The sequence below is a fragment of the Paenibacillus sp. NPDC093718 genome (assembly GCF_050279985.1).
In the GTDB taxonomy this organism is placed as follows: domain Bacteria; phylum Bacillota; class Bacilli; order Paenibacillales; family Paenibacillaceae; genus Paenibacillus_AQ.
Genome location: NZ_JBNNUS010000002.1, coordinates 380850 through 393334 on the forward strand (window position 1 = coordinate 380850; position 12485 = coordinate 393334).

General features: G+C 48.8%; 10 protein-coding genes and 1 other annotated feature. Of the genes, 2 read left to right on the top strand and 8 right to left on the bottom strand.

Annotated elements, in window-relative coordinates:
- Positions 1 to 36: 36 nt before the first annotated feature.
- Both ACQKPA_RS07500 and ACQKPA_RS07505 read right to left on the bottom strand, forming a co-directional pair.
- Positions 37 to 2121, bottom strand: a complete 2085-nt coding sequence (locus ACQKPA_RS07500) for a DUF5054 domain-containing protein (protein WP_427490885.1) — start codon at positions 2119 to 2121, stop codon at positions 37 to 39.
- A gap of 209 nt (positions 2122 to 2330) precedes the next feature.
- Entirely contained in the window at positions 2331 to 3890 is a 1560-nt protein-coding gene (locus ACQKPA_RS07505; protein WP_427490887.1) for a HEAT repeat domain-containing protein, read from the bottom strand.
- Between the two features lie 147 nt (positions 3891 to 4037).
- Here ACQKPA_RS07505 and ACQKPA_RS07510 point away from each other — a divergent pair, with 147 nt between their 5' ends.
- Together ACQKPA_RS07510 and ACQKPA_RS07515 are read left to right on the top strand one after the other, a co-directional pair.
- On the top strand, positions 4038 to 4910 hold the full coding sequence (locus ACQKPA_RS07510; RefSeq protein WP_427490889.1) for a helix-turn-helix domain-containing protein: 873 nt from the start codon (positions 4038 to 4040) through the stop codon (positions 4908 to 4910).
- Positions 4911 to 5050: 140 nt separating this feature from the next.
- Positions 5051 to 5920 (top strand): serine/threonine protein kinase, encoded by an 870-nt coding sequence (locus ACQKPA_RS07515; RefSeq protein WP_427490891.1) that lies wholly within the window; start codon positions 5051 to 5053, stop codon positions 5918 to 5920.
- 391 nt (positions 5921 to 6311) lie between these two features.
- Here ACQKPA_RS07515 and aac(2')-IIb read toward each other — a convergent pair whose 3' ends face one another.
- From aac(2')-IIb to ACQKPA_RS07545, 6 genes are all read right to left on the bottom strand, one after another.
- Entirely contained in the window at positions 6312 to 7034 is a 723-nt protein-coding gene (gene aac(2')-IIb / locus ACQKPA_RS07520; protein ID WP_427490893.1) for a kasugamycin N-acetyltransferase AAC(2')-IIb, read from the bottom strand.
- 174 nt (positions 7035 to 7208) lie between these two features.
- Positions 7209 to 8585, bottom strand: coding sequence for a Na+/H+ antiporter NhaC (gene nhaC / locus ACQKPA_RS07525; protein ID WP_427490895.1), 1377 nt, complete (start codon positions 8583 to 8585; stop codon positions 7209 to 7211).
- 230 nt (positions 8586 to 8815) lie between these two features.
- Positions 8816 to 9901 carry an aspartate-semialdehyde dehydrogenase gene (asd, locus tag ACQKPA_RS07530; RefSeq protein ID WP_427490897.1) on the bottom strand — a complete coding sequence of 362 codons (1086 nt, stop codon included), beginning with the start codon at positions 9899 to 9901 and terminating at the stop codon, positions 8816 to 8818.
- 198 nt (positions 9902 to 10099) lie between these two features.
- Positions 10100 to 10364 (bottom strand) — a binding site (T-box leader).
- Between the two features lie 112 nt (positions 10365 to 10476).
- Positions 10477 to 11139: a hypothetical protein gene (locus ACQKPA_RS07535; RefSeq protein WP_427490899.1), complete on the bottom strand. Its 663-nt coding sequence runs from the start codon at positions 11137 to 11139 to the stop codon at positions 10477 to 10479.
- A gap of 22 nt (positions 11140 to 11161) precedes the next feature.
- The gene (locus ACQKPA_RS07540; RefSeq protein ID WP_427490901.1) at positions 11162 to 11401 is read right to left on the bottom strand and encodes a hypothetical protein; all 240 of its coding nucleotides are present in this window, start codon (positions 11399 to 11401) and stop codon (positions 11162 to 11164) included.
- Positions 11402 to 11526: 125 nt separating this feature from the next.
- Positions 11527 to 12177 carry a phosphatase PAP2 family protein gene (locus ACQKPA_RS07545; RefSeq protein ID WP_427490903.1) on the bottom strand — a complete coding sequence of 217 codons (651 nt, stop codon included), beginning with the start codon at positions 12175 to 12177 and terminating at the stop codon, positions 11527 to 11529.
- Positions 12178 to 12485 lie beyond the last annotated feature (308 nt).

The window sequence follows — 12485 nt, forward strand, 5'->3', positions numbered from 1 at the left end:
ACTCACATCTTTCGGTTTGTTTCATGATCAGATGACTCACGAATGAGAATGCAGGCTCAATCTGAACCGATAGTTCATATCATCCTCGAACCACATCATGAAGTTCGTGCCCCATACGTTGTTGTGCAGATTGAAATGAAATCCTCCGGTCAATGAAGCATACGTATTGTCAAATTGCAGCAGCCGCGGTTCTCCCGGACAAACAAGCGGCGCGTCCAAGGTTTCAATGGCCGCCGTTCCGTCCGCCCCCTCATAATACAGGCCCACGTTGATTCCATGCATGTTCCGGTTGCCGTCCTTCACGACAAATAACGGGGATATACGCTGGCCCAGCTTATCCATCATCCATGCGTTGGGATTATCCACAAGGGGGGCAAACGAGAACCAGCTTGCTTCCGGAAGACGGCAGGCTGGTTTACCCTTCCAGCTCATACTTACCTCTATAACGGGCTCATTCGCAAGGAACGTATAGATTACGTTCAATGTGCGCGGAGCCCCATAGTGGTTGCTGAGAATCTCCGGCAGCTTCATTTCCGCCGTTACGATATCATAATCGGCGTTCCTCTCCAGGTGCAACGTCCGCAAGGAGGCGGTATATCGCCGATGCTCCGGCCGCGGTTTGACATACTCGATTCCCGGCTTGCCGAAATCGTTGTCTGCCCAGCCATGATGGATATCCAGATTGGTCATGTATTCTTTGAAGAAACGGTCGTAGTTTTCTTTGCTGAAGGTTTCATACCTATAAGTGCCCAGTCTCTGATGGTCATCCGCCCATACCTTCCCGGATCGATCCATTAATCGGTTGATCGAGCCGTCGGCGGCGAAACTCACCTGAAACTGACCTACTTCGTATAGCTCGTTTGTCTCGATCGGTTGTTTGTACTCCATCGGCTCCGATCCCGGAAGGGGATGATGCTGGTTCATCCGATCCAGCTCCCTTCTCGCTTCAGCTGCCAACGACTTCGGCAGCGATTGAACGGCCTCCTCAAGATAATCCCGCTGCTCCTGCCAAGAGCTCTCGTAATGGCTGTACGACCTGGTATCAATCGCCTGCTGGCATAGGTAGTCATATTTTCTCAATGTATTGTCTTCAACGATATCCCGTGCTCTTGCAGCGGCTAAATCCGTGGCCGAATAATGAACAAAATCGGCGAGATAGACGGAATTGTTCAGCCCCCAGGTATGCTCGGGAATCAACATCAGACGGTTGCAGAATCGTGCGTACGCATCGCTGTCCTTATCCAATTGACCGGATTCGATCCAGCGATCCCGAAGCCTTAGCAATTCACGGTAGCGAGCGATTTTCCAAGGATCCGAGGCAATCCCGTGTATCCACGAATCCCCAATTTCTTCACTCACGACAGGCAATCGATCTTTGACGGTACGCAGTCGCTGGGCAAATGCATCAAGTGTTGAGGCCATGATTTTCGCCCCGGGATAATCCCGCTCCAACTGTTCAAACAATGCACGGATCTCCTCTATCGTGGATGGACCATGATTATCATGGGTATGGGCAAAATACAAGGCATCTTCCAGCCCTTCCATTTGAAACGGTTTGCCGTAACTATCCGCATAATGGACGATGATCTCCGAGCCGTCGGAAGCCCGCCATACAAACATCTCCGGCACCTTGGGATTCTTGGATACCATATTAACGCCCAAATGCAAATATTGTATGCCGTGTTTAACCAGCAGCGGGACCATTGCAAGAGTATGGCCCGGAACATCCGTCATTTTAGCGGCGATCGTGGATTTTCCATACGTTCGGTCCAAGTCGCCCGAAATGGACATTCCGAATTCGAATAAACGGGCATCCATGATTTCCGTATGCGTTGTAAACGGCAGCCCGTGCCAAGCAATGCGCCCCTCCTCTATGGCTTTTTCCATGCGTGCCCGCATCTCAGGAGATGACGTTTGCAGAAATTCATGGATTAACCACGAGCCGGTCGTCCATATGAATTTTGCGTTCCCCTCTTCGTTATCCAGCTGTTCGGACAGCTCCAAGGCCTGGGGGATGAAATGCTCCATATATCGCTCGATTACGTTCTTTCCCAAATCGGTAAACCCGATGTCCAGATGGGTCTTGAATACGACATGAACTCTTTTGATTGATGCTGTCATGCTTGACTGCCCCTTTCCACCATAAATGGCTAACCACGAACTTTGAGCCCAATTTTACAAGAGTGCAACGAACAAGTCTTTGCATGAAAGGGTCATGCTTTTGCAAAATAAGGACACCTGCCATGAATCGCGCCGGAGCTCAGGCATTCCAAAAAGCCCCTCTCATTTCGGCTGGGAATGGGAAGGGCTTCGGAAGGCAAATTCGGATATCAGAAAGTGCTCGCCTTCGTTGTGTCCGGACACCATCTGGCCGGTCGATAATATCGAATCAGGACATCCATCGCTTCGGGTGTCCGCAGATGGGTAAGCGTTTCGAAGGCATACGCCCTTACATAACGATCCTTGCTGTGAAGCGCTTGCTCAAGCGAATGGATAACTAGGGGAACATCAGGTGCCTTGGCGGTACGAAGCAACGCCAAGGCCGCAGTGTATCCCATTTTATTTAGAATATAGCTCTGCTGGCTGAAGTCCGTTTCATCGGTTTCCGCGGTTCTACTTCCCTCTTGCAGAAGCGACTGTTCCAATACGTTTGCCAAGGCCTCACACACATCGCCTGCCTCGCTCCCCATCATGCCCAGCGCTTCGACTGCATTTCGGCGAACCCAATCGCTCGGGTCCTGCAAGCACGCGATCAATGCCGACGAAACCTCATGCGTCGAAGGTACCATCGCTCCCAATGCGAAAGCAGCAAGCGCCCTGCGCTTCTCGTTTGCGTGTTCCAGCAGTACAAGCAGTCCTGAAACGGCACCAGCGCCGGCACCTTGCAGTCCGTAAGCCGCTCTCTCTGCGATTTGCGTTGTTCCTTCGGAAATGAGGCGTATCAATTCATCAATGCCGGCGGAGCCTAGTTGGCCAAGCGCATAACCGGCATTCAAAGCTACCGGCTCCCTATCATTCAGCATTCGGGCCAGTTCGGGAGCCAACGAAGCGGCCTTTTCTCCTAGCAATCCAGCTTGATCCGCGGCCTTTGCGCGAACGGTCTCGTCCTCAGACTTTAAATCTTCTGCCAATTGCTCTATTTGAGCTTTGTCTCCCGTTGCAGTGGGGATCCCCTGACCCGGTTCGCCGCGCATCCAGTTCCATACATCTCCCCATAGATTCAAATGCCCGTAAGGTGTTCCGCCTGTAAGGCTCATCTCCTTCTCTTGATGATTCCAGCTCGGCGATTCCGGCGCATGCAATCGAACGAATTGAAACTTTAACATGTAACGATCCATGTCGGAGACATTAAGCGAAGCTTTATGCCATAAATCAAAATGAACCAGAACCATCGTTCCGGCTTTGCCGGTCGGCAGCAGCGTCTCGCCTTGATCGCCTATAAACTTTTCGTAATATGCGGTACCGGGCATGATGGCGGTCGGTCCCATTTCCTCAGTGATATCCTGCATGTAATAAAAAATCATCGCCCACCAAGGCCGGTGGCTGCGCATGCTGGACCAGTAACCGTCTTTGTGCCACTGCCCGCCTCCCGGCAGCGGATCTCCCGGCTGATTGTAATGGCAATGCCGATGCGGATGCATATAGTAATCTGGTCCGAGTACACTCGTCAAAGCCCCTTTAACGACCGGCGTTTCGAAGAACTGCTGAATCTCGGGCACACGGGGGAGGATGTTATTGCCGGGGTTTCCTTCCTCGTGCAATACAACATTTATTTTATCTCTGACGGCAGCATGAAGCTGATCCGGCAATTCGTTGTGAAGCACCAGATACCCCTTCGTAATAAATTGAATTATTTGTTCATCCGTCAATAGGCATTCACAATCCAACATCTTAATTCCCTCCTCATACATGAAATGAATTCAGTGTTAGTATAGCAATGGTGACGATCGCTGTATTTACATAAACGTCAGGCTTTTATACAATCGTCATGCGAATATTTATAGAATCTTATCTTATAAGGATGTGGAAATAAATACGTGGATTTTGCCGTCTTCCATCCCTATGTGTTTTATGCGACACGGTATCCCTTTTCCAAAGGTCAAAGCAATAACAACCGGCACTGCTATTCGTCATCGCTTTATCTAATTACCGAGGGTAAGGGCATCCTTCGCACCAGAGGCCGCACATACCATACCGACCCGGGTTCCCTTGTCTATATACCGGCAGGGCAGCCGCATGATTGGATAGCGGACAGCCAGGATCCCATGGTACATGTCTGCTGTTATTTCGACTGGTCCTATGTGGACCGCCGGGCTATGGCCGATCATCCCAGCGTGATCTGTTATGACATTGCCCAGCTGATTCCTTCCTATGTAGGCCCTTCTTTTCCCTATGCCATACCCGAGCTCATGAGAGTTGAGAAGATCAACGTATGGAGCGACCTGTTTGAAAAATTCTACACCGGGAACCAGTTCGAGAATGAGCATACCTACATGCGCAGCGTAAGGACACAAAGCCGGTTCCTGCAATTCATCGATTATTTTCTTGCATTCGCATTGCAGGATGAGGCCATTCCAGATCATAGAATGAACAAACTACTGGAGCGACTTGATCAGGATATCCTGCACGGCAAGCTGCGTCCATTGAAGTCGTATTACGAGGATCTTCGGATCAGCAGAGGTTATTTTTTCGAATTGTTCAGAAGATCGACGGGCTTGCCGCCAACCCAATACATTAACCAGTTCCGCATCAATCGGGCCAAGGAGGATCTGCGCAATATGGACCTCAGCATCACGGAGATCGCCGAGAAGCACGGCTTCTCTTCTATCCATTATTTTTCGAAGCTGTTCCGGCAACTTAACGGCTTATCGCCGCTAGATTATAGAAAAGATCGAGAGGATATCGATTGACCAGCAGAGGTTCACCCTAATCCGGCAAGATATTCCCTCTATTCGTCTAATCCAATCAAAAAGCATATAATGGACGATAACAAGGGATCGCACTTGCTCTAAACATACTAGAGGGACCAAAAGGAGAGATTGGAATCGATATGCGCTTATTCTCATACTTAAGCTCCTTTATAAACGCTTGGCGGGATTACCCGGCTGAAGAAAATACGGTTCTGGGGAATCGTTACATTGTTCAACAGAGGATTGGGGAAGGAAGTTACGGCATCATCTATAAATGCAGGGATCAACAGAGCGGCGATGTGGTGGCGGTCAAACAGTCACGACCCAGCAAAGGCGATTACGCCAAAGAATTGCTGAACCGTGAGGCAGCGATATTAAGTTCTCTCCAGCATCCGCAAATTCCGGCATATCGGAATTTTTTCACGGACAACCGCCATACTTATCTGGTCATGTCTTATATGAACGGTGATACGCTTGAAGATTTAATATTTGAACAAGACATGAAATACGGAGAAGACGAATGCATCGAGATCACGCTGCAGCTTCTGAAGCTGGTTCGATACATACATGACCAAGGCTATGTTCATCTTGATCTGCGGATTCCGAACGTACTGTTTAAGGATGGCAGGATCCAAATTATTGATTTTGGACTCTCGAGAAGGATTGGTGAGCCCCCTCCGCTCCAAGTACCTGTTCGGAAAAAGTTCAAGGCAGACAGCTCGGCGTCCTCTGTTCAATATAAGGACTCGCAGGAAAGCGAGGATCTCCGGGACATCGGTCACTTTATGCTGTTCATGCTCTATTCCACCTACGAACCGGATCACAACCGGGGCGCAACCGTGGAGCGAAGCTGGCAGGAAGAACTTCATCTCTCGATTGGACTGCAGAACATGATTAAACGCTTGATGCAACTGAGTGAACCTTACTCAAGTTCTTTGCAGTTCATGCACGAGCTGCAGTCGCTCGCTAATGCAAGAAACCACCCCTCTGATAAGAAGGGCAGCCTTTAATTTGATTATGGGGTTTCATTTATGTTACGATCCGATTAAATTATATGGAATGATGACGAACAAGAAAGGAGGATGTTTTCGCATGTTAAGAAAGATCATAAACAAGCTTCTCCACTCTACATCCCATAGTCATGGCCGAAAGCGTTACAGCAGTTCCGCGAAGAATTATGGAAGAAAATACAGCAGCAGTCATGGCTATTCGCGTCGTAAAGGTTCCTCATCCGATTACAAACACAGGCATGGCAACCAAGGTCATGGCTACTATAAGAACAGAAGAGGCAGCTCGAGCTAATCATTTAACATCATAATGGAGTACTTCACTTCATCCCTCAACTTTTTGAGGGATTTCTTTATGGCTTCATACAGTAAGGAGTCTACGCTGCCCAGCAGGTCATCTGATCGTGAAGTTAACCCCGTAATAGGACAACCCTAATTTATTAGCCACTCTCCAGGAAGAGCTGTTTTCCCATAAAGTGCTGTACAATGCCACCGCGCCCATCTTATGCACCTCTATGGACCATCCGGCAACAACAGCAGCCGCATAACCTCTTCCACGAAATTCCTCTAACGTTTCAAGCCCGGCTTCGTGAGCTCCTTCAGTAATCCGAACGCTGCGGCAAACCGACACCACCCTATTCTCATGAATGAGTGCAACACAAGGCTGGTCATAATCATTTTCCGTGGTCAGCCATTCAAAACCGGTGAGCGAATATTCATGAATATTTGCCGGGTTGATCCTTACCGTCTGTTTGGCCTGCGTTGTCTGATCAGGTATCCGATAACAAGGTCCGCTCGTATAGTGCTCAGCATGAAGGAGGTTCATATAAGCTGCAAAATGTTTAGGTCTCGTCGGAACCTCTTCGGTTACGATCGGCTCATCTTCAACCAAAGCCCTCAACTGCCCGGCAATTCTTTCGGGAACATCATGACGAAACCTGCAGATCGAAGAGCCGTCTATCGTTCGACCCATGAAAAACCTCGGGGCTTGCTCCTCTCCCGGCCAAGGCTCGTTGATGGTGCGAATTCGCATATCCCGGTCATGCGTAAACATCGCCCGAACATGCAATTCCATCAATGTCGCAGCGGTTGGCTCTTTATCTTTGCTATGGTTCATGCTAATATCCCCTCCCGGTAAGAATGAATCCGCGATGTTGGCTGCACATCACTTTCCATCATACCAGATGAATCGAAGAACAGGCTGGGTGTAAATCACTTAAATCAAAAAGACCCTGTCTCCCCTATCCGGGAGGCAAGGTCAAACTGAGGATCTATGTTTATCCGGTAATCCTTAGATCTTCGTGCCCAGCGAGTTCCGCTGCAATCGCGGTATCAAGGCATAGGCAAATGTAAAGAGCGGGCTTAACCACAAGAAAGTTGCATACGGCGCATATTCAATGACCGGAATCCCAAGCGTAGCAGCGAAGAAGGCACCGCTTACCCCCCATGGAATCAGTGGGTTAACAAGCGTACCGCAATCCTCCAATGTACGGGACAACGTCTTCGCCGGAAGATCTCGGCGGACATATTCCTCCTTGAACATTTGACCAGGCAAAAGGATCGATAAATACTGCTCACCTGTCATGCCGTTGACCGCAATCGCGGACGCCCCGGTCATCAGAACGATGCTGCTCTTCCGCTTCAGCGGCTGCATGACTTTGCGGAAGAAGGCTTCAATGACGCCGCAATGCTGAAGCAGCCCTCCCAAGGATAACGCAATCAAGATCAGCGATACGGACCCCATCATCGATTGCAATCCGCCGCGGTTGACAATGGAAGCAACGGTTTGGTTGGCGATCGTGCTCTTGTAACCGCTCTGCATGACTCTGAACCAGACATCGACTGCCGTCTGCTGCTGAACGAAGGCTGTTACGATGAGTCCGGTAACAATGCCGACAATGAGTGTAGGGAGGATCGGAATCCGCTTGATGGAACAGGCAATGACCGCAAGCGGCGATAGCAACGTTAGCCAATGAATATGGAAACCGTCATTCAGCGCAGCCTTGATTTGAATTATCGATGTTAAATCCAGGGTATTCGCCGTTGGTGCCAGCAGGAAAAAGATCGTTGTCACGATCAGGGCAGGCACCGTAGTGTAGATCATGTTGCCAATGTGAGTGAACAAGGATATGCCGGCGACCGCCGGAGCAAAGTTCGTTGTATCGGACAGCGGCGACATCTTATCCCCAAAGCAAGCCCCGCAGATCACCGCTCCTGCTGCCAGTGCCGGAGAAATCCCGGTCGTTACAGCAATTCCCATGAAGGCAACGCCAACCGTACTGACCGTCGTGAAGGAGCTTCCGGTAAACATCGACACCACGATGGTCACGTATAACGCACTCACGGCAAAATAATGCGGTTCAATATAATCCATGCCATAGTATAAAATGGTCGGGACGGTGCCGCTCATCATCCATACCGCAATCAGAATGCCGATGAGCGAAAGGATGAGAATCGGCATAATCGCCGTTTGAATGCCTTGAATGATAGCGGATTCTAGATGCTTCCAGGAAAACCCGAACAACCGCAGCAAGGAGGCGATACCCACGGTTGTTGCCAGAAGCGGTATATGCGGCTCTGCCTTAAGAAGAAAGATAGAGACAAACAGTACTGCCAGTATAAACACAATAAGAATGATGCTTTTTGAGAAACTGAGATGTCGTTCCATGGTGCTAAGACTCCTTATACTTGGTCATGACAGGGCTTCTTCCCGTCCACTTGTCTATATAGATGAACTTTTTCGCTTTTATGCTTTTCGGCTTCTTTGCTTTTTTGCATTGAAGCGCGAATTACACTATATACGATAAACACGAACTTAGTCAATGTACGAACCATGAACAATGACCACAAAAAGGCGACTGCATCAAGCAGTCGCCTTTTTCTTAATGAGTATAGTTATTATTTCGCTTGAATGTAACCTTCGGCTTTCAGCAGTTCAGCGATCAGAACAGCTCCGCCAGCCGCGCCGCGCAGCGTATTATGCGAGAGTCCTACGAATTTGTAATCGTAGAGGGAATCCTCGCGCAATCTGCCCACCGATACGCCCATGCCGCTCTCGATGTCACGGTCCAGCTTCGTTTGCGGGCGATTCTCTTCCTCGAAATACGTAATGAACTGCTTCGGTGCGCTTGGAAGATTCAGCTCTTGCGGTCTTCCCTTAAACTGCTGCCAGCGGTCCAGAATTTCATCCTTCGAAGGCTTGTTCTCGAACGATGCAAATACGGTGGCTAAGTGGCCATCGGTTACGGGAACGCGAATGCATTGCGTCGTAATCAATGGCGATTGGGCTTTCACGATCTCACCATTCACGACGCTGCCCCAAATGCGCAGCGGCTCCTGCTCGCTCTTCTCTTCCTCCCCGCCGATATACGGTATCACATTGTCCAGCATATCCGGCCAATCGGTGAAGTTCTTACCGGCACCGGAAATCGCCTGGTAGGTGGAGGCAACAACCTGGGTAGGTTTGTAGTCAAGCAAAGCGTGAAGCGCCGGTACATAACTCTGAATGGAGCAATTCGGCTTCACGGCAATGAAACCGGTTGTCGTTCCCAGACGTTTGCGCTGCGCGGCAATCACGTCAATATGACCCGGATTAATTTCCGGAATGACCATCGGAACGTCAGGCGTCCAGCGATGGGCGGAATTGTTGGAAATGACGGGCGTCCCCGTTTTGGCATAGGCTTCTTCCAATGCCTGTATCTCATTCTTCTTCATATCAACCGCGCAAAATACAAAATCGACCTCTGCAGCTACCTGTTCCACTTGTGAAGCATCCTGCACAATAATGCCCTTCACCTGCTCGGGAATTGGCGTGGCAAGCTTCCAGCGGCCCTGAACCGACTCTTCATACGTTTTGCCGGCTGAGTTTTTGCTGGCAGAAATGGAAGTGACTTCGAACCATGGATGCCCATCCAGCAGTTGCATAAAACGTTGACCGACCATACCCGTTCCACCGACAATACCGACTTTAAGTTTTTCAGACATTCGTTACTCATATCCTTTCAATAATGGCGTCATGTTCCCCATACATCGACTTTGATCTGCTGTACGGACAAAAGCATGCAGTAAATGAGCTTCTTCTAGATAACGATTCAAACCGGCGAGATTCGTGTAGGTATCCTACCTTGAACCATCATATTTCTTTTGATTTAACAAAAAAATCCCACCCCCAAGACCATAAGTCTTAGGGACGAGATTGTTATACTCGCGGTACCACCCCAAATTTGCCAATATGTCACCATATTCGCCTCATCGAGTACGGCATTACACGGTAATGCAGATACTCTAGCTCTGTAACAGGAGCTCCTGGCACACCATCCGCCTCTCAATGAGGGTTCCATGTGCTGCTCTGAGTCTTTTTTCAATAAAGAACGCTTTGCCCCTTTTCAGCTGCCGGAGCTCTCTGTACAAGAATTCGTTTATTTACTCGTCTCTTCATCGCATTTGTTATGATTATTATATATAAAACCATTTCGGCGGTAAACCTTATTTATTAAATTTTCGGAAAACTCGGCTGATTTCATGAGCTGTTGCATCAATCCACACCTGTCGGAACCATTTTATGGCTGAAGTTGCACGGCCTCCAGCTCCATTTCCCGGCGGATCGCCATTTCCATCCTCGTTCTTAATAATATGTATTGATTCACCATCGGGTGATCGTATCCCAAAACATGTTGGATCCGGCCAATCATGGAATCATCTTCATACTCGTTGCTCCATTGGAACAACTGCGCGTAAAGATCGGAGAACTGCTCATTATTCGTCGCAGCAAAACGGAGGGGATGAAGATCACCACTCAGCTTTACTTCCATCAAATCATGCAGCACCTGCAGGCCGTGAACGATCAACGCCTCTACCTCTAACGTCTCACCCTTATGTAAATCCAGCGTATCCTTCATATCCGAAATAAGCTGACTGAACGTCACTTCGGACATTTGCATGGACATGTAACCCCACCAGTGACTTCCAGTTCCGGTTGCATCCATCTCCCATTTCGGTTCCATCAAAATACGTCGGATCTGCGCCTGTTGCGATCGGCCAAATGCAGCGATGCCCAGGATCAATCCCGCATTGCAATCCGTAGAGGCCTGCTCCCCCCACTCCATAAGACGGGGAATCATCCGGGCATCGGTGAATTTGAAACATAGAGCCGGGAGGAATTCGGGAAAAAGCGGTTGTCCGTAAACCCGCTCCAGTTCATCATGCAAAATATCGCCAGGCATGTTCTCCTTAAGTTTCTTCCCATCAAAACAGACACGTACTATATCCTCTGCCAGCTCCTGATCTTTCGCATCTCAAAATCGGATCAAGCAGCAGGGAACGCTTGTAATCGGAAGGCTCCTCCGCAAACAGTCGGAATAAGGCGGCTGCGTCATTCCGGCCACCATACAGGGAGGTAATCCGGCAGTATGAAGCCAGAATCGTTCCATCCATCCTGGGATTGTTCTTGAAATCTCTGATGAGCTTTTCGGTGTTCCGAATCATTCTTATGGCTTCTCCTGTAACATGATGATGGCATTTTTTCCTATAAACGAGGATTTTATCGTTCGATTTCGTACACAATGCTTGCAAGTTAAACGGCTATCATACTATCCGGACTTTCATTGCTCCTACATATTCTCCCCGCGGACGATAACTCCCCGGTTTTTAGCACGGAGTCCTATAGATAATTTTCCTACCCCAAACCACAGAATCTCAACTAGTGCGATGGCACCCGCCACGTCCAGCAGGACATGCTGTTTCACGAATAACGTGGAAACAATGATCGACCAAGCAAAGATATGCACCGCCACCCGATCTTTATTCGTAAAGCCTGCACTAGCTGCTGCCCCTTTTATCATCAAGTAACTGGTCAGAACATGGATGCTTGGGAAACAGTTGTACGGATTGTCGGTGCTGTACACCAGATTTACCAACCGATCAAGAACCCCTGTGCCTATAAGTGGCGGCCGCTCTACCGTCGTCTGGAACAAGAAAAAGATAATGTAACACGCGATTAGTCCAATACACTGAGTCAATAGCGTTCGATAATACACATTCCGGTCTCTGGCACAGAACAGAAACAGCATAATAATGATAAAAGGGTACCATACCAGATACGGTATAATGAATATCGGTACAAACGGAATGGCAGAGTCAAGATCCGTCATTAAGCTTTTTACTGGCGTATGTGCATGGTTCAATATCCCATAAAAAATGTTGAGCACAGGAATGGCCAGGATCCATAGCAGCGGGAGATATGTCTTCCATTTTAAGTTCATTGGCTTCCTCCCTTCTTCGACTCTTCAGTCTCTTTAAATATATGAAACAACGACGCAATTGCGCCTCCTGTTTTTCACACTAACCAACGATGTAGCCGTTTTATCTATAGTTTGAAAGTTAATCCGGATAACTCACATGTTCTCTTATCTCCACTTGCGTTTGCTTAAGATCATCCCCTCATGTTGTGCGACGATTTTGCCGGCAACTTCACAATATACCATGTCGTCGAGTAAGGCTCAAGTCGATAACCCATCTTTGTGTCATTAAAAATCGTCCATAAATACAAATCGAGCAAGTCCTTTGCTGG